This window comes from Pseudoalteromonas mucoides (assembly GCF_049257175.1).
Lineage (GTDB): Bacteria > Pseudomonadota > Gammaproteobacteria > Enterobacterales > Alteromonadaceae > Pseudoalteromonas.
Window position 1 is genome coordinate 146,057 of record NZ_JBMMUC010000004.1, and the last position, 22,503, is coordinate 168,559.

Genomic DNA, 22,503 nt, shown 5'->3' on the forward strand with positions numbered 1-22,503 from the left:
TAAGACGCTTTTATTTTTGGCGAATTTAGTCTTAAAAGGTTATATTAACTTTAAAGAATGGATAATCTTATCAGGAATTAAGTATGAGTTTAAGTAAGACAGCATCGGCAGATGGCACAACACTAACAATCCAAATTAGAGGCAAATTTGATTTTAATTTGGTGCAATCGTTTCGACAAGCTTATGCTGAAATCGGGGATAAAACGGCAAAAGTGGTTATAGATCTTCGCGAAACTGATTATATGGATAGTTCTGCGCTGGGTATGTTACTTAATATGAAGAAAACATTAGGTACCTCAGTTGATGCAATCCATATTAGTAATTGTCAGCCTCAGTTAAAAAAAATATTGCAGATTTCGCGCTTTGACAAGAAATTTGATATCGACTGATGCATGTACTTGTTGTTGATGATCAGCCCCTAAATCGCTCATTGCTCAGTATTATGTTAGAGCAACAAGGTCATGAGGTGACAACAGCAAACAATGGTATTGAAGCACTTGCTGTGCTTGATAACCACTCAATTGATATGGTGTTACTAGATGTATTAATGCCACAGATGGATGGCTATGAAACAGCCCCAAAAATAAAGCAACGCAGTAAAGATGTTTACTTACCTATTATTTTTATCACCTCGTTAGAAGACAAAGATAGTTTAGAGCATTGCTTAGCCGTTGGCGGTGATGACTTTATTCATAAACCCTTTGATAAGGTCATTCTTACTGCCAAAATCAATGCACATGCCAGAACCCGCGAGCTTAGCTTAAAAGCCCATGAGCAAAACGCCTTATTAGAATACCATTACAATCAAACCGAACGAGAACACGAGATTGTTGAGCACATTTTTAATAATGCATTAGAAAACCAAAATGAATTTAGCAACAATATTGATTTTCATCTTTCTCCTGCCTCTATGTTTAATGGGGATATGTTATTAGTTGCGCAAAGCCCAATTGGTAGTTTGTACTGCATGCTTGGTGACTTTACTGGCCATGGCCTTGCTGCTGCAGTTGGTGCGCTGCCTGCTTCCAAAGTCTTTTACACCATGGTCAACAAAGGCATGGCGGTTAACGATATCGCTCATGAAGTCAACACGGTATTAGCCAAGTTACTGCCTGGTCATATGTTTTGCGCGGCGACCATCATTGAATTAAGTAGCTCAGGAAAAAGCATCTCAGCTTGGCTTGGCGGTTTACCCGATGCGTATGTGATTGATCAGCAAGGTAAGGTGTTAAAAACATTAGAATCACAACATATGGCCCTAGGGGTTTTGGATGCTGATGAATTCGAGCGAGAGTTAATTCATTTTGAAGTGGATAATACAACGCGAATTGTTTTAGCGACAGACGGCATAATTGAAACCGCTAATGACGAAGATGAATACTTTGGTGAACAACGATTTATTCAAGTGCTAGGCAGCAAAACGCAAGTAAGCTGTCATGATATAATTGAACAAGTTACTAAGTTTGCTAAAGGCTCTAAGCAACAAGATGATTTAAGTTTGGTGCTTTTTAATTGTTTACCCGTTCCATCAAGTAAAGCCGAAGCTGAAACTTACTCGCCGCTCCCTTTTAATTTCTCACTGAGCTTAAACTCTGCGCAAATCAAACAAACAGATCCTGTACTTGAAGTTGTTGATGTTATTACCAGGGTCAGTGGTTTAAAAGCACATCGCTCGGATATCTTTTTACTTTTATCAGAAGCGTATAATAATGCCGTTGATCATGGCTTACTTGGGCTTGATTCCGATATAAAAAATCATGACGATGGCTTTTTTGAGTTTTACCAGCAAAGAGAAGCGGCCCTGGCGAGCTTACAAGGAGCAATGATCATTATTGATATTCGCTATTGTCCTGAATCTTTGTGCTTATATTTTACTATTTGTGATTCAGGCAATGGCTTTACTTGCAACAATCATCGCGCCCAAAGCTTAGCGCGTGAACATGGCAGAGGGCTGTCATTGCTAGAGGAAATAGCCGAACACGTAGGTTATAACGCTTCAGGTAACCAAATTGAAATGTGTTATAAGCTAACTTAGATTCAGCACTAGTACAGTGATTAATGACATGCTATTATCTCGCTTTATTTGGATGTTTGGACGGCTAGATGGTTTCTTCTTATTTATCACTTGCACAACTTGATGTGCCACAGCAGTTAGTGTCTTCAGAGCTTACCAAGCTTGAGAGTTATTTATCAAACAATGATCGCCCAGCAATAAACTGGGAATATCAAATACCTGAGTTAGGTGAAGGCGGCGCTTGCAGTTTATTTGGTTACCTACAAGAAGCACCATTTAAGTTAACCGATTATTTAAAGCAAGACTCACACACCACTGAAAAACTGACACAGTTACAACGCATCGTAAATTATGTGGTAGAGCAAACTGGAGTGGATTGGTATGGTATTTATCAAAATACTGCCACAGATGAAGGTGCACAGTTGTTAAAATTAGCCTACTTTGGCGCACCTAGCAGGCCTTTATTTCCATTAACCAAAGAATTTGCTGCAGGAAGTAATAATGTTCAAGTGGCATTGAGTGCAAAGGGTCGAGTGATTAACAATGTTGAGCAATACTTGGCAGCTGGTGGCGAGTATTATACTTGCGATCCTAAAGTAAAAGCAGAGGCATGTTTACCTTTATTTGATGAGCAAAACAATTGTGTTGGCATAGTCGATGGCGAGGCGTTCAATAATGATTTTTTTGATCAGCAAACGCTAGCACTACTAATTGCATGCTGTATTAAAATTCCTCACTTTTTAGTGTAAATAACACTAGCCACGCTAGTCACATTTTATGTTAAGCTAAGTGCAACAGCTAACCCCTAAATAATGATAAGAGATAGTCAATGTTCTCAGAATTAAAACCATTACCAACAGATCCTATTCTTGGCCTTATGGCGGCCTATAAGCAAGATACTAACCCAAATAAGATTGACTTAGGGGTTGGTGTTTATAAAGACGAACAAGGTAATACGCCGGTATTAAGCGCCGTTAAAAAGGCAGAAGCATTTCGCCTCGAAAATGAAACCAGCAAATCATATATTGGTTTAGCGGGTAACTTAGACTTTTGTCAAAAAATGGAAAACCTTTTATTAGGTGAGCACCAAGCACTACTTGCAAACCGTGTTCGTACCGCGCAGGCTCCAGGTGGTACAGGCGCGCTTCGTGTAGCGGCTGAATTTATAGCTCGCTGTAACCCAAGTGCAACTATTTGGGTAACAAACCCAACATGGGCAAACCACATCAGCTTATTTGAAGCGGCAGGCCTAACAGTAAAAGAATACCCGTATTACGATTACGAAAACAAAGATCTGTTATTTGATGACATGATCAATACACTCAAGCAAGTACCAAAAGGTGATGTTGTTCTTGTTCATGCGTGTTGTCATAACCCAAGCGGTATGGACTTAAACGAAACACAGTGGAACACAGTAGCAGAGCTTGCAAAAGAAGTTGGTTTTACACCACTTGTTGATATTGCTTACCAAGGTTTTGGTTCAAGCCTTGAGCAAGATGCTAACGGCTTGCGTATTTTAGCTAACGCAGTTGAAGAGCTGATCATTTGTTCTTCATGCTCTAAAAACTTTGGCTTATACCGTGAGCGTATTGGTGCATGTTCAATTATTGCCAAAGATAGCGCGACTGCTGATATCTCTAACTCAGTAATGTTAAGCGTAGTACGTAGTATTTACTCTATGCCGCCAGCACATGGTGCCGATATCGTAAACACTATTTTAGGCAGCGCAGAACTTACGCAAGAGTGGCACAGTGAGCTTGATGAAATGCGTAATCGTATTAATGGTCTTCGTACGTTAATTAAAGACAGCTTAGCAGCGAAAGACATTGCACAAGACTTCTCATTTATTGACCGTCAAAATGGTATGTTCTCATTCCTTGGCATTAATAAAGAGCAAATCGCGCGCTTACAAAAAGAGTATGGTATTTATATTGTTGGTTCTAGCCGTGTAAACGTAGCTGGTATTAGCCAAGCAAATATCGAATACTTCTCAAACGCTGTTGCAGACGTTTGTAAGTAATCAGATAGCGTAGATAAAAAAACCGCACTAACGTAAGTTGTGCGGTTTTTTTAATACTTTAAATAAAGTAACTAACTGTGGTATTTCTCACACGCTTCTAGTGTATTTTCAATTAAGCTTGCTACCGTCATTGGGCCAACACCGCCAGGGACAGGTGTAATGAAATGTGCTTTTTGCTCAGCAATGTCATATTGTACATCGCCCACTAATTTACCCGTATCTAAACGGTTGATACCTACATCGATAACCATCGCACCTTCTTTCACCCAGTCGCCCGGTATAAACTCAGGTTTACCTACCGCAACAACCAGTAAATCAGCTCGGCGTACGTGAGTTTCCAAATCTTGGGTAAACTTATGGCACACTGTTGTAGTGCAACCAGCAAGGAGTAACTCTAGCGCCATAGGGCGACCAACGATATTTGATGCACCGACCACTACAGCATGCATGCCTTTGTATTTAACGCCGGTTGAATTTAGTAGGGTGATAATACCTTTTGGTGTGCAAGGGCGAAGGGCAGGCATACGCTGTGCTAAACGGCCGATATTATAAGGGTGGAAACCATCGACATCTTTTAGTGGCGTAATACGCTCAAGAATTTTTTCTGCATCAAGCCCCTCAGGTAATGGTAACTGAACTAAAATACCATCGACTGTCTGGTCGTTATTCAGTTCATCGACTAAATCGAGTAGTGCTTGCTCTGAGGTATCTGCGGGTAAATCAAATGATTTTGATACAAAACCAACTTCCTCGCAGGCTTTACGCTTCGAACCAACATAAACTTGGCTTGCAGGGTCTTGTCCTACAAGCACAACTGCAAGTCCTGGTGCACGTAAGCCCTTGGCTACGCGTTCACTTACTTTTTCTGCTACAGCACTTCGTACTTGTTTAGCTATTGCCTTACCATCGATGATGTTTGCCGTCATGGGTGACCTTTAATTGGGGTTAGTTAACTTGAAACTGATACTTAGCAAGAGCCTATCGTTTTAAAAGGGGTAAACGTGACTGATTTTACGCAGCCTAATTTTGCCTTGCTATATAGTTGTGCTATTTTCGCAGAAAAGCGCCAAAGCGCCAAGTTGCTTTTTTTATATAAACCACACTATTATAAAAAACGGTCGAATTTTAGCTTATATTTACAATATTTAGACATTGTGAACTAAAAATGACCGATTGATTTATTTTCTTAAAAAAAGGTTTGACCTAATCCAGTCAAATCACTATTATGCACCCCGTTGTCAACGAGGTCACTCGAAGACAATAGTAAGCATCGGCGATTAGCGCAGTTTGGTAGCGCACTTGGTTTGGGTCCAAGGGGTCGCAGGTTCAAATCCTGCATCGCCGACCACTTTCATTTATAATTTTTTTATAATAGATTGGCTTATTGGTAAACTATGAAGTTTTCGATGCGCCCATAGCTCAGCTGGATAGAGCAACGCCCTTCTAAGGCGTCGGTCGAAGGTTCGAATCCTTCTGGGTGCGCCATTTCGAAAACATGTAAATGCCGTGGTGATTGTAGCTCAGTTGGTAGAGCCCCGGATTGTGATTCCGGTTGTCGTGGGTTCGAGCCCCATCAGTCACCCCAATTTACAAAAAGAATATCGGCGATTAGCGCAGTTTGGTAGCGCACTTGGTTTGGGTCCAAGGGGTCGCAGGTTCAAATCCTGCATCGCCGACCACTTTCTCTAACGTGGTCTTAAACTCACCGTTTAAGTGTTCAAAATAGAAAACGAAGTTTCATACTTCAATATCGGCGATTAGCGCAGTTTGGTAGCGCACTTGGTTTGGGTCCAAGGGGTCGCAGGTTCAAATCCTGCATCGCCGACCACTTTCTAAATTAATAAACAATAGCGTAATTTGGTTTGGGTATATCCCATGCAGTCGCAGATTCAAATTCTGCATCGCCGACCACTTTCTCAATAAAAATAATTCAAAATTCATATTGCACAACTAAATCCTAAAGCTAAAATATTGCTAACTTGCTAACTTGCTAACTTGCTAACTTGCTAACTTGCTAACTTGCTAACTTGCTAACTTGCTAACTTGCTAACTTGCTAACTTGCTAACTTGCTAACTTGCTAACTTGCTAACTTGCAGTTGAACCGCCTACTTTTCACTCATTTACCTTCTATAATCCGTGATCTAACCAAATAATTGCCCCCATGACTCGACTATCATAAATATTAGGTTATAATGCCGCGTCTATTGTTTAACATAGTGCCCGAAGGGCAGAGCAGCATTGGTATCGTATAGTGAAGATGGAGTTTAAACGTCCCTAAGTGGCTTTTAACATATCAAGCGTATAGTGATCACCGTGTTTGTAAGGAAGGCGAACAGTCGCCAAAATTGAAGATTGAGGTATATCATGCAAGTTTCTGTTGAGACGACTCAAGGCCTTGAGCGCCGTCTGACTATCACCGTTCCTGCAGAGAACGTTGAGACCGAAGTAAAAAAACGCTTACAACAACTGTCTAAAACCCAGCGTATTGATGGTTTCCGTCCTGGTAAAGTACCAACGTCTGTAATCAACAAACGTTACGGTGGCGCAGTTCGTCAAGAAGTTGCTGGCGAATTAATGCAACGTAACTTCTACGAAGCAATCGTAGCTGAAAAAATCAACCCAGCGGGTACACCAACTTTCGCTCCTAAAGCGCTTGAAGCTGGTAAAGATTTAGAATTCTCTGCAACATTTGAAGTTTACCCTGAAGTTGAAGTTCAAGGTTTAGACAAAATCACTGTAGAAAAGCCTGCTGTAACAGTTACTGACGAAGATCTAGCTAACATGCTAGAAACGCTACGTAAGCAACATGCATCATGGGCAGAAGTAGACGCTGCTGCTGGCGAGAACGATCGCGTAACAGTTGACTTCGAAGGCACTATCGACGGCGAAGTATTTGAAGGCGGTAAAGCTGAAGACTTCCCATTAGAACTTGGCCAAGGTCGTATGATCCCAGGTTTTGAAGATAACATCGTAGGTAAAAAAGCAGGCGAAGAAGTAGTTGCAGATGTAACGTTCCCTGACGATTACCACGCTGAAAACCTTAAAGGTAAAGCTGCTCAATTCACTATCTCTGTGAAGAAAGTTGAAGCACAAGAGCTACCTGAACTAAGCGAAGAATTCGCAACTAAGTTCGGTGTAACTGAAGGTGGCGTTGACGCACTTAAAGAAGAAGTGAAAAAGAACATGACACGCGAGCTTGACCAAGCGGTTAAAGCTAACGTGAAAGACCAAGCAATCAAAGGTCTTTTAGCTAACAACGAAATCGAGGTGCCTAAAGCGCTAGTAGATCAAGAAATTGATGCACTACGTCAGCAAGCTGCACAACGTTTTGGTGGCGACGCTAAAAACATGCCTGAGCTTCCAGCTGAGTTGTTCCACGAGCAAGCAGTAACTCGCGTTAAAACTGGCCTATTACTAGGTGAAGTAATTAAAGCGAACGAGATCAAAGTTGATGACGCTAAAGTTGAAGCATTAATTGCTACAGTTGCTTCTGCATACGAAGATCCAACTGAAGTAGTAGAATACTACAAAGCAAATGATCAACTTATGCAGCAAATGCGTAATGTTGCAATGGAAGAGCAAGCTGTAGAAGCTATTTTAGCTAAAGCAGACGTTTCTGATGTTGAAAAAGCATTTGATGACATCATGAATCCACAGCAAGGTGCTTAATAAGTCATTGACTTAAGTCCTCGCTAACGATTAAATGGCTCGTGTTACTCTGTATTTTGCAGTGTGCCCGAGCCATTTTAGTTTGTGGCCTTCAATTTTGCCAAAAAGATAACTATGCTTTTCTTATATTCAGGATAAGTATAAGCGCATAAGGAATAAAATAAGTATGAACAACACTGGTATGACAGATCCTCTAAATGCATTAGTCCCAATGGTTGTTGAACAAACAGCGAAAGGCGAGCGCTCGTATGATATATATTCGAGACTATTAAAAGAGAGAATCATTTTTTTAACTGGTCAAGTTGAAGACAACATGGCGAACCTAATTTTAGCGCAAATGCTATTTTTAGAATCAGAAAACCCAGAAAAAGATATCTTTTTATATATCAATTCACCAGGTGGTTCTGTAACAGCGGGTATGGCAATTTACGATACCATGAACTTTATTAAACCAGATGTGAGTACTATTTGTGTTGGCCAAGCGGCGAGCATGGGTGCATTCTTACTAACAGCTGGTGCAAAAGGTAAGCGTTACTGTTTGCCTAATTCACGCGTGATGATTCACCAACCTTTAGGTGGTTTCCAAGGTCAAGCATCTGATTTTGAAATTCATGCTAAAGAAATCCTGTCTATTAAAGACAAGCTTAATCGTTTAATGGCGGAGCATACTGGCCAACCATTAGATGTGATTTCACGCGATACAGACCGCGACAACTTTATGAGCGCAAGCCAAGCCGTTGATTACGGCCTAGTTGACTCGGTATTTACTAATCGCGACAGTAAGTAAAAAGACTAAGTGAGTGCTAACGGCACTCACTTGAATTGTTTACACTGTGAAAGCCAATAATTTTTGGTATAGTTAAGCGTATTGAAATAGCTGCTAAGAAGTTTAGCAGCCAACGTATAAGATGAGGTAGCTGAATGTCTGACACTCCTACAGACGGCGACAAAAGTAATAAATTGTTATACTGCTCTTTTTGTGGCAAAAGCCAGCATGAAGTTCGTAAACTCATTGCAGGGCCTTCAGTATACATTTGTGATGAATGTGTTGAGCTGTGTAACGACATTATCAGGGAAGAGATCAAAGACATTGCGCCAAAGCACAATACGTCTGATAAACTGCCTGCACCTAAAGAAATTCGTAACCATTTAGATGATTATGTAATTGGCCAAGATCACGCCAAAAAAGTATTGTCGGTAGCGGTTTATAACCACTATAAGCGCCTACGTAATCAAAGCACTAAAGTTGATATTGAACTTGGTAAAAGTAATATCTTGTTAATTGGTCCAACGGGTAGTGGTAAAACATTACTTGCAGAGACGCTTGCACGTTTACTTGATGTACCATTTACAATGGCTGATGCAACCACACTAACCGAAGCCGGTTATGTAGGTGAAGATGTTGAAAACATCATTCAAAAGCTGCTGCAAAAGTGTGACTACGACGTAGAAAAAGCACAACGTGGTATTGTTTATATTGATGAAATTGACAAAATTTCACGTAAATCAGACAATCCATCAATCACCCGCGACGTATCAGGCGAAGGCGTACAGCAAGCCTTACTAAAACTTATCGAAGGCACCGTTGCATCAGTACCACCACAAGGTGGTCGTAAACACCCACAACAAGAGTTTTTGCAGGTTGATACCTCTAAAATCTTATTTATCTGTGGTGGTGCATTCGCAGGGCTTGATAAAGTGATTGAGCAACGCAGCCATAAAAATACCGGTATTGGTTTTGGTGTTAGCGTTAAAGAATCTGCATCAAGCCGCTCTTTAAGTGAAACATTTAAAGATGTAGAGCCAGAAGATTTAGTAAAATACGGCCTGATCCCTGAGTTTATTGGTCGTTTACCCGTTGTTGCTACGTTAACTGAGCTAGACGAAGCTGCGTTAGTGCAAATTTTAGATGAGCCTAAAAACGCACTGACTAAGCAGTACAGCGCATTATTTGGTATGGAAGACGTTGAGCTTGAATTCCGTGAAGATGCATTACGTGCAATTGCCCACAAAGCAATGGAGCGTAAAACAGGTGCACGTGGCTTACGCTCAATTGTTGAAGCCGTATTACTTGATACCATGTATGAACTTCCATCAATGGAAGAAGTCAGCAAAGTGGTTATCGATGAAACAGTGATCAAAGGTGAATCAGACCCAATTTTGATTTATCAAAGTGCCAGCCAAGATAAAGCAGCATCAGAATAAATTTTAATCACTGATATTACAAAGAGGAGCCAATGGCTCCTTTTTTTATAATTTATTTCTTACAAATGACATAAATTGTTGAACTTTACTTAGGTTATCCCCATATACTTGAGTAATCTTTAAAATAAATGAAGAGCGAAGAGAAATATAATGACGCTTGAGAGAACAGATCGAGTCGAAATCCCCGTGCTGGCATTGCGCGATGTGGTGGTGTATCCGCACATGGTGATCCCGCTTTTTGTAGGCCGCGAAAAATCTATTAAATGCCTTGAAGCGGCGATGGATAAAGACAAACAAATTTTTCTTGTTGCGCAAAAAGACGCGACAGTCGATGAGCCAGAGCAAGACGATATTTACCGCGTAGGTACTATCGCCACTGTGCTGCAACTATTAAAACTTCCTGATGGCACTGTAAAAGTGTTAGTCGAAGGTATTCAACGTGCGAAGCTTGAAAGCTTTGTTGATAACGATGACTTTTTTGTTGCGAATGCCGAGTTTATTAGTTCTGAAGAAATTGATGAGCAAGAGCAAGATATCTTCATCCGTAGCGCTGTTAGCCAGTTTGAAGGCTATGTAAAGCTTAATAAAAAAATTCCACCTGAGGTACTCACCTCGGTCAGTGGCATTGATGAAGCACCGCGTCTAGCAGATACCATGGCAGCTCACATGCCATTAAAAGTGCCCGAGAAACAAAAAGTACTTGAGATCGCAAACGTAACCGAACGTCTTGAATACCTAATGGCGTTAATGGAAGGCGAAATCGATTTACTGCAAGTTGAGAAAAAGATTCGTACCCGCGTTAAAAAGCAGATGGAAAAATCGCAGCGTGAGTATTACCTCAACGAGCAAATGAAAGCCATTCAAAAAGAATTAGGCGAACTTGACGACGTACCTGACGAATTCGAAGCGCTGAAAAAGCGCATTGAAGAATCAGGCATGAGCAGCGATGCACAAGAAAAAGCCAATTCAGAATTAGCCAAATTAAAAATGATGTCGCCGATGTCGGCTGAAGCCACTGTTGTTCGCTCATATATAGATACGCTAATTAATGTCCCGTGGAAAAAACGCTCTAAAGTGAAAAAAGACTTAGCCGGTGCGCAAAAGATTTTAGATAGCGATCACCACGGCTTAGATAAGGTGAAAGAGCGCATTATTGAATACCTCGCGGTTCAACAACGTACTAATAAGCTTAAAGGCCCAATCTTATGTTTAGTCGGTCCTCCTGGTGTTGGTAAAACCTCATTAGGGCAATCGATTGCTCGCTCAACGGGTCGTAAGTATATTCGTATGGCACTAGGTGGCGTACGTGATGAGGCTGAAATCCGCGGTCATCGTCGTACTTACATTGGCTCTATGCCAGGTAAATTGATTCAAAACATGAGCAAAGTGGGCGTTAAAAACCCATTATTCTTGTTAGATGAAATCGATAAAATGTCATCAGATATGCGTGGCGATCCTGCATCAGCATTACTTGAAGTACTTGACCCTGAGCAAAACAGCCACTTTGCAGATCATTACTTAGAAGTTGATTATGACTTATCTGATGTAATGTTTGTTGCAACATCTAACAGCTTTAATATTCCAGGTCCATTATTAGACCGAATGGAAGTAATTCGTTTATCGGGTTACACCGAAGATGAAAAACTCAATATTGCAAAAGAGCATTTAATTCCTAAGCAAGTTAAGCGTAATGGCTTAAAAGATGGCGAAGTGGTTATCGAAGACAGTGCTATTGTCGGTATTATTCGTTATTACACCCGCGAGGCCGGTGTACGTAACCTAGAGCGTGAAGTGTCTAAGTTATGCCGCAAAGCGGTGAAAAACATCTTGCTTGAGAAAGAAACCAAAGTAGTCACAATCGATGAGCAAAACCTAGAAGAGTTCTTGGGTGTGCAGCGTTTTGATTACGGCAAAGCTGAGGATGGTGATCGCATTGGCCAAGTGACCGGTTTAGCATGGACAGAAGTGGGCGGCGATTTATTAACAATCGAGTGCGCAGCTGTACCAGGTAAAGGCAAGTTAAGCTACACAGGATCATTGGGCGATGTAATGCAAGAGTCGATTCAAGCGGCGATGACGGTAGTACGTAACCGTGCTGACACGTTCCGTATTAATAATGATTTTTACGAAAAACGTGATATTCACGTGCACGTGCCAGAAGGTGCTACGCCAAAAGATGGCCCAAGTGCAGGTGCGGCGATGGTAACGGGCTTAGTGTCTAGTTTAACAGGTAATCCTGTACGCGCAGATGTTGCCATGACAGGTGAAATTACGCTACGTGGTGAAGTATTGCCAATTGGTGGTTTAAAAGAAAAGCTATTAGCTGCACATCGTGGTGGCATTAAAACCGTTATTATTCCAAAAATTAACGAACGTGACTTAAAAGAGATCCCTGACAATGTATTAGCAGGCCTTGATATTCACCCAGTTACTTGGATTGATGAGGTTTTAGAGCTGGCGTTAGTACACCCAGTTGAGAGTTTTTCAGTCGAAACGGCTAAAAAGCACTAAAAAACCGAAAAAAAGTGCTTTAAAGGGCTTTTCAAATCTAGATGGTATGATAAGTTAAGCACTGGTTTTCAAGCCTAGGCCTTATGTGGCCTAGGCTGAAGAAAAATTACAATCGTACGAGCATGAAATAGTTTGCTCTAAAATTTTCAAAATAGTGATGTTAGTTTAAAAAACAATCGCTCTTGATAATAACAATGAAAGAGGATGATATTGTGAATAAATCTCAATTAATCGATCAAATCGCAGCTGACGCTGACATTTCTAAAGCGGCTGCAGGTCGTGCACTAGATTCATTCATCGAGTCTGTATCGGGCGCTCTTAAAGACGGCGATTCAGTTGCACTAGTAGGTTTCGGTACTTTCTCAGTACGCGAGCGTGCAGCACGTTCAGGCCGTAACCCACAAACTGGCGAAACAATTCAAATCGCTGCAGCGACCATTCCTGCTTTCAAAGCTGGTAAAGCGCTTAAAGATGCATGTAATAGCTAATCACTGTTTTATGTGAATTAGTTTTGGCAGTGTAAGAAGCTCGTTGCTTTTTAGCACAAATAGCTATCTTTATCGCCAATTGCTTCAACAAAAAAAGCGTATCTGGTAAGATACGCTTTTTTTACATTAGCAAGGCGATTTCTGCCTCAGAATAGAATAGAGATATATAAATGCTTGAGAAAATCAGAGAAGGTTCGCAAGGACCGGTAGCCAAAGTTATTTTAGGCGCGGTGATTTTATCTTTTGCTTTAGCAGGGATCGGTGGTTACTTAGGTCAAACCACAGAGCAGCCTGTTGCTGAAGTAAATGGAGTTAAAATTAGCCAAACCGAATTTAACCGCGCGTACCAAAATGAGCGTAACCGCTTAGAACAACAATTTGGTGAATACTTCGCACAAATTACTGCAGATCCAAATTACATGGCACAAATTCGCCAAGGTGTCGTTGACCGTCTAGTACAACAAGAACTGCAAACTCAACTAGCACACGAACTTGGTTTACGCGTAAGCGATGAAAGTGTTAAAAAAGCAATTTTAGAATTGCCATACTTTCAAATCGGTGGGCAATTTAATAACGACCGTTACTTACAAGTTATTCGTCAAATGAACTTCCAACCGGATGCATTTCGTGAATACTTACGTGAAGAAATGACTCGCAGCCAGCTAATCTCAGCAGTTGCAGGCACTGACTTTGCCCTTGATAACGAGTTAACAAGTGCAGTGGCTTTACAGCAACAAACGCGTAGCATTGATTACGTGGTGGTAAGTAAAGAGTCGTTACAAGAAGGTATCGAAGTAACTGAGCAAGAAATTGCTGATTATTACGACCTAAACACGTCACAGTTTTTAGCACCTGAGCAAGTATCTGTAAGTTACATTGATTTAAATGCAGCAAACCTAGACTTACAGAGCAATGTAAGCGAAGAAGAAGTAAAAGCTTACTATGAGCAAAATAGTGCACAGTATATAGAGCCTGAGAAGCGCCGTGTATCGCATATCTTAATTGATAATAGCGAAGACGACGATGCAGCGAAAAGCAAAGCTGAAGACTTGTTAGCGCAATTGCAACAAGGTAGTGACTTTGCAGCATTAGCTGAGTCATCATCAGATGATATCGTCAGTGCTGAAATGGGCGGTGATCTAGATTGGATTGAACGCGACATGATGGATCCAGCTTTTGAAGAAGCCGCATTTGCACTTAATGCAAAAGGTGACTTTTCTGACGTTGTTGAGTCTGAGTTTGGTTATCACATCATTCAGCTAACTGATGTTCAAAGCCAGCAAACAAAACCATACGATGATGTTAAAGCTGACTTACGTGCTGAACTTGAACGTACTGAAAAAGTGAATGCTTTTTATGAAAAGCAAACACAAATGAGCGAAGTCGCATTTGAAATGTCTGACAACTTAGTTGATGCAGCAGAGACCGTAGGCGTTGAAGTAACGACCACGCCACTTGTTGCCCGCAATGAATTACCAGCGCCGTTAAATACGCCAGCTGTTGTAAGTGCTATCTTCTCACCAGATGTACTTGAAGATGGCATGAATTCAGAAGTTGTTGAAGTAGGTGACGAGCATGTTGTTATCGTTCGCATTAGCGAGCATAAGCCAGCAAGCACTAAAGCACTTGCCGATGTATCAGATGAAATCAAAACACGTTTAGTGAGCCAAAAAGCATCTGAACTTGCAAAAGAAAAAGCGACAACCTTATTTGCTGATATTTCAGCGGGTAAGAGCTTAACTGAAGTTGCATCAGAGCAAGGCCTAGAGCTACGTCAAGAAGCATCATTAACGCGCCAAGCGTATGCGGTGTCTCCTGCAATCGTACAGCAAGTGTTTAAAATGGCTCACCCTACTGACACGCCAGTGGTTGATAAAGTAGAGCTGAGCAATGGTGACGCAGCAATCGTCGCACTTAAGTCTGTTACTAACGCATCAGTTGAAGGCGAGCTTGAAGCACAGCAAAAACAAAACATCACAATGGCCCAAGTAAATAAAAACTATATGGTGTTCATCGATGCATTAAAAGCCAAAGCAGAGTTAAACTTACCAGCACAAGCAACACCTGCTGAGTAAGCTTAATTAAGCAAACTAAAAAGCGCCTAATGGCGCTTTTTTTGTGAGTGGAAGGTATAAGTACAAAGATAAAAGTTAAAAGTTAAAAGTTAAAGGTGCTAGGTAACTAGGTAACTAGGTTCTAGATGAGTGTAGCTTGTAAGCTTGAGTTTACCTCTCGCTGCTTTTATGTAACACACGTAGATTGGGTAGAGTGAAACGAAAACCCAACGGAAAAATATCCTGTCAGTCTGCACCAATAACTGCATTATCGAGTGTTTTATTTCTCCGATGTATTCTGAATTTTGGCAAAACCCTTTAAGTGATTTATTCACAAAGAGATTAAGAGCAACGAAACCCAACGAAATTGCTTTTATAACTTCATCAACCAGCGTTCAACTTCATTTATATCATTACTATCAAACACCATTAAGCTTGAGTGTGATCGATTTTTAAATACTATTTTCTCTACAAGTTTATTTTGAATTGACGAAAAATAAGCTGGGGGTGAAAGGGTATCTAAATTTGAGTTTATTAGCAGTACAGGCTTCTCAGTGTTTTTTATCTTATAAAGTAAGTCAGTTTCTTGAACCGTTACTTTCGCGTTAGTCATCGTTTGATTAACAATATCACCTAGCTTATTTTGAAACAGTTTGTTCAGTAGAGGAGATTTGTAAGGTAAGTATTCTCTGGCGGCCAGCTCAAAGCTCATCATGGGTGCCAGTAAAATAGCTGCGTTAATGTATTTTGAAGATAACAGGTTTGTAGCTGTAAGCGCCCCCATAGAATGACCTACTGCAATAGTACGTTTATCTGTTTGTTTTAAAGATAGCTGTGTAAGTAGTTCGTTTAAAATAGTATGTTCTTTTGCAGCGAAGGCAAAAGCTTCTGTTGATTCCCCATGGCCAAATAGGTCTGGGATCACAACGTCCATGCCAAGAGCTCTAAAATAGATAGCCGTAGCCATCATTACCTCTTTGCTACCACCATAACCATGTAGTAGCAATGCGGTGCCTTTAAACCGATTAAATGTAGCAGGTGGCATTCTATGTGAAATAGTATTTTCAACACCATTACCTGTCGCATGAAGGTTGTAATAGGGTGCACTTCCAGTTGGAAAATCAGCAGCTTGATAAGCTGAAGCAGCCAAGTATGTAATGCACTGCGACGAATTAGCGGAGCAAAAAGTATGTTTTTTAAAACCAATTTCACTTGGCTTTACTTTTATAAGTTCAGTCTCAGAAAGGTACACGTCAGGGTTAGACATGACGTAACTCCCGATAGAAGTGCATCCTGACAAAAAGAAAATACAAAGCACTAGCATAAATAGGTGTGTTAAATTTTTCATTATTTTAAATTTGAGTTTAAATATCGAAATAGCATCGAGCTAAAAGCAAATAATGGGGAATGCTATTCATGATGCATTATTTCCATTATCCAATTTACATAACTTGAAACCCTGACTTGGTAAGCTGTAGTGTCATACAATCCAGCTTTAAAATCGGAAATGTCACCATATGCAAATTGCCAGCTAGAAAGCCCAACTAAAAAAGCTTTGTTTTCTCGATAGGTTATAGAAGGTCCGCCACTATCCCCGGAGCCATGCATTCCTTCTAAAGGCAAAACATTGGGTGGTTTGTCAAACTTGAATGTCAGCCAATTAGCTTCTGCGCCATCTACAATATTCTGAAATTGATTTAATTGTTTTGATGATTTAGTTTCAAGCACTTCGCCTTTGAGTCCATCACCAGTAGCGCCTTTACCAAAAACAGTGATGACTTTGCCTATCTCATTTGTATTTTTATATAGACTAACAGGTTGAACACTGCTTATTGGGCTCGATAACTTGATTAATGCGATATCGCTTCTGGCTTTTAAAAAGCTCATTAAAGGTGCTAAATCACCGGTTAATAGACTTTTACTCGGTTTTTTAAATTCAGGGTGAATAAACACGTTTTCTATTTGATAGTGGTTTAAACCAATTTTTAACTCTATACCTCTATAGTCATAAAAAATAGTGTGTGCCACAGTGACAACCCATTGCTCATGAATTAATACTCCGTGTCCCTCGTGAGGCAAATCAATAAGATATTCTGGTGCATCATTTAATAAGTAGCTTTCAGCGGGAACATCATGCCTTTTGATAACAGCATGACTAGCAATAGAAAAAATACACAACAAGAAGAGAAGCCAAGCTTTCAAAATTCGTCCATGATTATTTAGGGTTGAGCTTAATGCTATCTTCCAGTCGCACTAAAAGCAACTCGATTAAGATGTAGTGATAATTCACAAAGAGATTAAGAGACGCTTCGCTAATAAGAAAACATCAATAATTGAGATGAAAATTAGACCTAATAGTGTTGTGAGGTACCGTTGAGAACCTTAGCCAATTTTCATAACTCTAATTTAACAAGTGCATCTTGCTCACCTTGATATAAATACACTGGGACGATTTCATGCTTCCCATTGTTTTCTCTAAGCTGAAAGTAATTTTCAGTACATTCATAAGAATACGAGTTGTTTTCCCGGGGTATGATTTTTAGTTTATTCTCACCTTCATATTGAGAGTAAAGAGTATCTTCTTTGAACGAAATGGTTAAAATTTTCGAATCAGAAGAACGATAACGGCCAACTAAAGATGCTGCTATAACCTTTGCTTTTTGAGTATTTACTGGCTTAGGAGATATATTTAGCTGCAGTGCTATCATGTCTAATAAAGCGGGGCCAGGGTGTTTTGTGTCTATGTTGGTTAACGCTGTAGCGGTTAAATCTTCATTTGGGAAATAGACATGCCAAGCAAAAAACCCGGGAACCTGACCTTGGTGGCTAAAGCTATCTAATCCACTTATTTTGTATATATCTAAGCCATATCCATAATCCACATGCGCATTATTATTTAATAATGCCTTGGAGGTCATTAGATTATAGTTTTCTTTTGAAATTATCTGCCCTGACTTTAATGCATTTTGCCAAAGGTGCATATCAGCAAGTGTAGATGCAATAGCGCCCGCAGAATAGATCCAACTACGATCAACATTCCATCGTCTTTCAGTTGAATCTTCCGGGTTAATATACTTTTTAGGCTCTTTACGACTAGTTGTGTAGCCGTTTACTTTTCCAGCAGATGTTCCTTTAGTAATAACAAACGTATTATCCATTTTCAGAGGTTTAAAAAATGTGTTTAACATAAACTGGTCATACGGAGTACCCGAAGCAACTTCAATTACTTTTCCCAGAAAGACATAACCCAAATTTGAATAACTATATTTTTTACCGGGTTCTGAGTTAAGAGGTTGTTTACTTATACTTTGTATAACTTGATCAATAGAAGCATATTTATCATAAATTTTACTTACTGAAGGGTCCCCTAAGTAATCTGGTAGACCAGAAGTATGGCTTAAAATTCTATCAATCGTTAAATACTTAAATTCAGGGTTAATATCAGGAATAAATTTCGCTAATGTATCTTGCAACGATAGTTTTTTTTCTTCCGATAGTTTCAAGATTGCTGCAGCAGTAAATGTTTTCGTGACAGAACCTATTTGAAATATATCATCTACATTGAGAGGCCTCTGTGTATTAATATTTGCCAAACCAACCGCACCACTATAAACATGCTTACCTGATTGTTCTAACCTAACAACCATGCCAGGAGCTTCTGAAGAGTTATGGCACTGCATTAATTCAGTAAAGTTGTGTTGTTGTGCAATTGCTTTTATTCCATACAATCCTATACAAAGACAAAAAAATATATTTTTTCCCATAAACTATGTTCCCTTAATCATCTAGCAAAGCTGTAAATAAAAAATACGTATAGATTACATTTGTAGTCATTAATATTGCATATATCACTGGTGTTTGCAATTTAATAAAGAAAGCCAATCTTATTCAATGGTTTATTTTATATTTTGATGAAGGTATATTTGCTCATAATGGCCAAGTGAACGTAACAGCTTTATCAGAACATTTTCTATTAATAGTAAAAGGGTAAGTTATTGCTGATTATAAGTATTATTAGAAGGAGAGGTTATTTTTCTATAAAAACTAGAAAAGCTTCTTTTATCATGTTACTTAGATGGTACGGGTTAAATCAACTAGCCACTCAATGTCTACTTTATCGGGGGCAGTCCAGTTTCTAACCATTCGACGGAATACAAGTCAATAAGGACAAAAAGGGAAAAGGAACGACCTGACCTCGGTCATTATCACTCGATTGTGACTACGCTGATCAATCTCATCATATTAGAGAGTTTAATGCTAACCTTCAGGTCACACCGGTAAAATACAAAAAGCAACTAAATGCTGCAGACACAACGCTACCTGCAGCTCAATAAACTTTGTAACGACAAAGAATATAATAGATGGGTTAATTCATTACTCCTTATTTGCGCAACGTGCTACCAAGGTTTCGCTTAAAAATTGATTTACCTCAGTTTGCACTTTTTTGTTAAAACTGTAGTGACCCGCGTTAAGTGCGATATGTTTAAATGGATAAGAGAAATTAGTTTCGTGTAAACCAGCTTCTATATATTCGGCCATTGTGTACGATGGCCAAATTTCATCGTGTTTGGCAGAGACCAGTAGTACTGGCCCATTGGTTTTTTCAACCGGGATACGGGCGGCTGCAATTGCTTCAGGAGTTGCCTCAGTCAATGCAGCCTCAAAGGCAGGTGTAAACTCACCCGTTACATTCCCCTTTTGCATTTTCCATGACAGTAGTGGTGCATCAATGTAGTCCAGAGCATTATCGCTGAGCGTCCAACTCGAGCGAGAAGACAAGGTCTTAACAGCATTCCAGCTTACGTGACTAGGCATAACAGCCACAACATGATTTATCTCATCAAAGTGCGTACCGAGTAATAATGCCAGCTCTGCCCCTTTAGAAAAGCCATATACCGCCACGCAGTTTTGGTTTATCTTTGGCTCTGCACTCAATGCTTGTATCCGTTTGGCTATGCCATCCAAAGATAATTCAGCAGCACTGTTTGATGTATTTTCAGTGCCATAATAACCAAGTGCCGCGACTGATATACCAATATCATTAAACCCATTTAAAAATGGTTGCGACTGAGGTTTAGCGAGTGTATTTCCTCCTTCGCTGCCACCTAACACCACAACCAGTGGGTGAGTCTGACCGTCGTCGATAAACTGGCGCTTAACATCAGGAATAGTCGCGTTTGAACAGGCCGCAAGAAGCCCTACCAAAAAAAATGGCATCATAGTTTTCATCATTTTATTACCTTTTGAGTTAGCTGAGCTCTGTGTTGCTCAGTTGTTGTTTGAGTAGTTTTGCACCGCCCCGGCTGGTCACAACTTGTAAATTGCTATCACGCAATTTGACAAGATAACCCCCAGTAACCCAGCGTTCAAACGCAGTTATCGCATTTCGGTTTACGATGGCATGACGGTGAACCCTTAAGAAATGTGTTGGCAATTGGTGCTGGATCTCCTCAAGAGAGCCGTCAATGGGATATTGCTGTCCATTGCTAAACGCGATGGCTTGACCGTATTCCAGCTTTATAAGTTCGATACTACTGACCTCAATTAGCGATGTTTTCCCCGCCACCTTACTCGTTAAAGTTGCGACTGACCCAGTCGTTATTTCACGATTGACTCTTGATAAAGCTAACGCTAGGCGCTCAGTACTATAGGGTTTGAGCAGATAGTCAACCGCGCCGAGCGTAAAGGCTTCAACCGCAAACTCACTGTAAGCTGTGGTAAAAATTATCGCACCTGAAAACCCCACCCCTTGTAGTTCTTCGACCAAAGTGACACCGCTGCATTCGGGCAAGTTAATATCGACAAACACAATATCTATCGCAAGTTCTTTATGTGAATCAAGAAATGCTAATGAGGTGTTACAAGTCAGTACTAGATTGTGCTTGGTGATCTGGCCAAGTTGTTCAATTAACTTATCAATGGCAGGTTGCTCATCTTCCACTATCGCAATGTTCAACATTCCTTAGTTCCTCGTGTGAGTGAAAAGCTGACAACTGCACCGCCAGTGTGTATGTCGTTACAAAGCCTAAGTTCGGCATTTTCTTCCAACTTTAACCGTGAGCGCGTGATCGAAAGACCGAGCCCCGCGTTTGACGAACCCACTATGTCCTGCCCCTTAAAGCCCATCCCGTTGTCACTGATTTTAAACACTAACTGGTTAGCAACCCTTTTGATTAATACATCAATGTGAAGCGGCCTGCTGTTACCATGTTTTACTGCATTTTCCAAAATTGGCTGTAAAATCATTGGCGGTATTACTTCGCTCAACAGTGCGTCGTCGATATTAAAGTCGATGATAAGCGCATCTCCAAATCGGCTTTGCTCTATCTCACACCATTGATTTAGTGCGATAAGCTCATCAGCAACGGATACTTTGCTCGGTATTTTTCCGCTTGTCACTGAATGCGTTAATGAATACCTTAATACCGCAGCGAGGTTATGAACCAAAGACTGTGCTGCTTCTGGTTGCTTTGGTACAAAGGCTGCGATTGTGTTGAGGCTATTGAACATAAAATGCGGGTTTAACTGACTGTGTAATAACTTAATTTCAGCAAGTTGGCGAAGTTGTTTTTCTTGTTTTAGTAACTTTTGGGAAAGGTAGAACTTAATCACCACAAAAATGCCGATAGACCAGGGAAGTGCGATGGTTAGCGCCTCAAACAGTGAAAATGCATGGGTATTTAACATTTCACTTCTAAGTACACCCCAACATAAGCAGCCCATGACCATCAACCCGTAAAAACCGATATATTGCAACGGCCAATTGCCTATCTTGAAATGGATGATGAGTACGTAACTTATCATCATAGGTAGCCAGTAGAGCAGCACAACAGCCAAAATAGAAGAAAGCGCGATATTCGCCGACAACAACATGCCCCGCTGCACCCAGTCAGTAAGGCTAATAGCAAAGCTTATGGCGGCAACGATAGCTAAAATTGCGAATTGTTCATTTCGCTGCAATGTGAGATTGGCCATGATCAGTACAAGTAGTTAATGAATATGTTCATGGTACGCATTTAGCTTCGAAAAGCACCCTGAATATTGCTGAATGGTCGCTTTTCAATGCTCAGTGGTTATTTGCTTTAGTCGCACTATTACATCCAAGTAAGCGCTAAAAAAAGAGGTCACTCACTTTAAATCGTAAGCACAGCAGCCTGATTGACTGGAGTTTTCTAATGGGTGGCCCCACGTTCTCTTCAAGGTTAATGTTGCTAGGTAACTAGGTTTTAGGGGAGTGTAGCTTGTAGGCTTGAGTCTATCTCGCGCTGCTTTTATGTAACACTCGTAGATTGGGTAGAGTGAAACGAAAACCCAACGGAAAAACACCCTGTCAGTCTGCACCAATACACTGCATTATCGAGTGTTTTATTTCTTCGATGTATTCTGAATTTTGGCAAAACCCTTTAAGTGATTTATTCACAAAGAGATTAAGAGGCGCTGCGCTTATGAGAAGATATTAAAAACAATAAGTAATAGAAGTTGCTTTGATATATATGGACTTTTTAGCTTTAGCGCCAGATAGTGATATTCGGATACATTTT

17 protein-coding genes and 5 tRNA genes are annotated in these 22,503 nt (G+C 40.4%); 15 read left to right on the plus strand and 7 right to left on the minus strand.

Going from position 1 to position 22,503, the window contains the following annotated elements; translation table 11 throughout:
- The first annotated feature begins 83 nt into the window (after nucleotides 1–83).
- The 4 genes from AAEU30_RS05845 to AAEU30_RS05860 all read left to right on the plus strand — a co-directional run bounded on the left by AAEU30_RS05845 (nucleotide 84) and on the right by AAEU30_RS05860 (nucleotide 4,034).
- Complete coding sequence (locus tag AAEU30_RS05845) at nucleotides 84–389, plus strand: STAS domain-containing protein (RefSeq protein WP_421959718.1); 306 nt, start codon at nucleotides 84–86, stop codon at nucleotides 387–389.
- The gene (locus AAEU30_RS05850) at nucleotides 389–2,035 is read left to right on the plus strand and encodes a fused response regulator/phosphatase (protein WP_421959719.1); all 1,647 of its coding nucleotides are present in this window, start codon (nucleotides 389–391) and stop codon (nucleotides 2,033–2,035) included. Before AAEU30_RS05845 ends, AAEU30_RS05850 begins: the two co-directional genes overlap by 1 nt.
- Before the next feature lie 68 nt (nucleotides 2,036–2,103).
- Complete coding sequence (locus AAEU30_RS05855; protein ID WP_421959720.1) at nucleotides 2,104–2,763, plus strand: GAF domain-containing protein; 660 nt, start codon at nucleotides 2,104–2,106, stop codon at nucleotides 2,761–2,763.
- 80 nt (nucleotides 2,764–2,843) lie between these two features.
- The gene (locus AAEU30_RS05860) at nucleotides 2,844–4,034 is read left to right on the plus strand and encodes an amino acid aminotransferase (protein WP_421959721.1); all 1,191 of its coding nucleotides are present in this window, start codon (nucleotides 2,844–2,846) and stop codon (nucleotides 4,032–4,034) included.
- 71 nt (nucleotides 4,035–4,105) lie between these two features.
- Here AAEU30_RS05860 and folD read toward each other — a convergent pair whose 3' ends face one another.
- Nucleotides 4,106–4,960 (minus strand): bifunctional methylenetetrahydrofolate dehydrogenase/methenyltetrahydrofolate cyclohydrolase FolD, encoded by an 855-nt coding sequence (folD, locus tag AAEU30_RS05865; protein WP_087530795.1) that lies wholly within the window; start codon nucleotides 4,958–4,960, stop codon nucleotides 4,106–4,108.
- Nucleotides 4,961–5,305: 345 nt separating this feature from the next.
- On the opposite strand from folD, the gene AAEU30_RS05870 reads away from it, so the two are divergent.
- The 11 genes from AAEU30_RS05870 to ppiD all read left to right on the plus strand — a co-directional run bounded on the left by AAEU30_RS05870 (nucleotide 5,306) and on the right by ppiD (nucleotide 14,983).
- Nucleotides 5,306–5,382: transfer RNA gene (locus tag AAEU30_RS05870), tRNA-Pro, on the plus strand.
- A 60-nt stretch (nucleotides 5,383–5,442) separates the two neighbouring features.
- Nucleotides 5,443–5,519: transfer RNA gene (locus AAEU30_RS05875), tRNA-Arg, on the plus strand.
- Between the two features lie 24 nt (nucleotides 5,520–5,543).
- Nucleotides 5,544–5,619, plus strand: a tRNA-His gene (locus tag AAEU30_RS05880).
- A 17-nt stretch (nucleotides 5,620–5,636) separates the two neighbouring features.
- A tRNA-Pro gene (locus tag AAEU30_RS05885) sits at nucleotides 5,637–5,713 on the plus strand.
- A gap of 72 nt (nucleotides 5,714–5,785) precedes the next feature.
- Nucleotides 5,786–5,862: transfer RNA gene (locus tag AAEU30_RS05890), tRNA-Pro, on the plus strand.
- Between the two features lie 537 nt (nucleotides 5,863–6,399).
- Nucleotides 6,400–7,704, plus strand: coding sequence for a trigger factor (gene tig, locus AAEU30_RS05895; RefSeq protein WP_421959722.1), 1,305 nt, complete (start codon nucleotides 6,400–6,402; stop codon nucleotides 7,702–7,704).
- A gap of 166 nt (nucleotides 7,705–7,870) precedes the next feature.
- Entirely contained in the window at nucleotides 7,871–8,491 is a 621-nt protein-coding gene (gene clpP / locus AAEU30_RS05900; protein WP_087530793.1) for an ATP-dependent Clp endopeptidase proteolytic subunit ClpP, read from the plus strand.
- A gap of 134 nt (nucleotides 8,492–8,625) precedes the next feature.
- Entirely contained in the window at nucleotides 8,626–9,909 is a 1,284-nt protein-coding gene (gene clpX / locus AAEU30_RS05905; protein WP_087530792.1) for an ATP-dependent protease ATP-binding subunit ClpX, read from the plus strand.
- Between the two features lie 150 nt (nucleotides 9,910–10,059).
- Entirely contained in the window at nucleotides 10,060–12,420 is a 2,361-nt protein-coding gene (lon, locus tag AAEU30_RS05910; RefSeq protein WP_421959723.1) for an endopeptidase La, read from the plus strand.
- A 185-nt stretch (nucleotides 12,421–12,605) separates the two neighbouring features.
- Nucleotides 12,606–12,908: an HU family DNA-binding protein gene (locus AAEU30_RS05915; RefSeq protein WP_290209683.1), complete on the plus strand. Its 303-nt coding sequence runs from the start codon at nucleotides 12,606–12,608 to the stop codon at nucleotides 12,906–12,908.
- Between the two features lie 170 nt (nucleotides 12,909–13,078).
- Nucleotides 13,079–14,983 carry a peptidylprolyl isomerase gene (ppiD, locus tag AAEU30_RS05920; protein ID WP_421959724.1) on the plus strand — a complete coding sequence of 635 codons (1,905 nt, stop codon included), beginning with the start codon at nucleotides 13,079–13,081 and terminating at the stop codon, nucleotides 14,981–14,983.
- Between the two features lie 352 nt (nucleotides 14,984–15,335).
- On the opposite strand, the gene AAEU30_RS05925 is transcribed toward ppiD, so the two are convergent.
- The 6 genes from AAEU30_RS05925 to AAEU30_RS05950 all read right to left on the minus strand — a co-directional run bounded on the left by AAEU30_RS05925 (nucleotide 15,336) and on the right by AAEU30_RS05950 (nucleotide 21,937).
- Entirely contained in the window at nucleotides 15,336–16,229 is an 894-nt protein-coding gene (locus AAEU30_RS05925; RefSeq protein WP_421959725.1) for an alpha/beta hydrolase, read from the minus strand.
- A gap of 143 nt (nucleotides 16,230–16,372) precedes the next feature.
- Nucleotides 16,373–17,164 (minus strand): trypsin-like serine protease, encoded by a 792-nt coding sequence (locus AAEU30_RS05930; protein ID WP_421959726.1) that lies wholly within the window; start codon nucleotides 17,162–17,164, stop codon nucleotides 16,373–16,375.
- A 191-nt stretch (nucleotides 17,165–17,355) separates the two neighbouring features.
- Nucleotides 17,356–18,726, minus strand: coding sequence for a serine hydrolase domain-containing protein (locus AAEU30_RS05935; RefSeq protein ID WP_421959727.1), 1,371 nt, complete (start codon nucleotides 18,724–18,726; stop codon nucleotides 17,356–17,358).
- A 610-nt stretch (nucleotides 18,727–19,336) separates the two neighbouring features.
- Nucleotides 19,337–20,194 (minus strand): acyl-CoA thioester hydrolase/BAAT C-terminal domain-containing protein, encoded by an 858-nt coding sequence (locus AAEU30_RS05940; RefSeq protein WP_421959728.1) that lies wholly within the window; start codon nucleotides 20,192–20,194, stop codon nucleotides 19,337–19,339.
- A gap of 16 nt (nucleotides 20,195–20,210) precedes the next feature.
- Nucleotides 20,211–20,921: a LytR/AlgR family response regulator transcription factor gene (locus tag AAEU30_RS05945; RefSeq protein ID WP_421959729.1), complete on the minus strand. Its 711-nt coding sequence runs from the start codon at nucleotides 20,919–20,921 to the stop codon at nucleotides 20,211–20,213.
- Nucleotides 20,915–21,937: a sensor histidine kinase gene (locus AAEU30_RS05950; protein WP_421959730.1), complete on the minus strand. Its 1,023-nt coding sequence runs from the start codon at nucleotides 21,935–21,937 to the stop codon at nucleotides 20,915–20,917. The genes AAEU30_RS05945 and AAEU30_RS05950 overlap by 7 nt, the downstream gene beginning before the upstream one ends.
- Nucleotides 21,938–22,503: the final 566 nt, after the last annotated feature.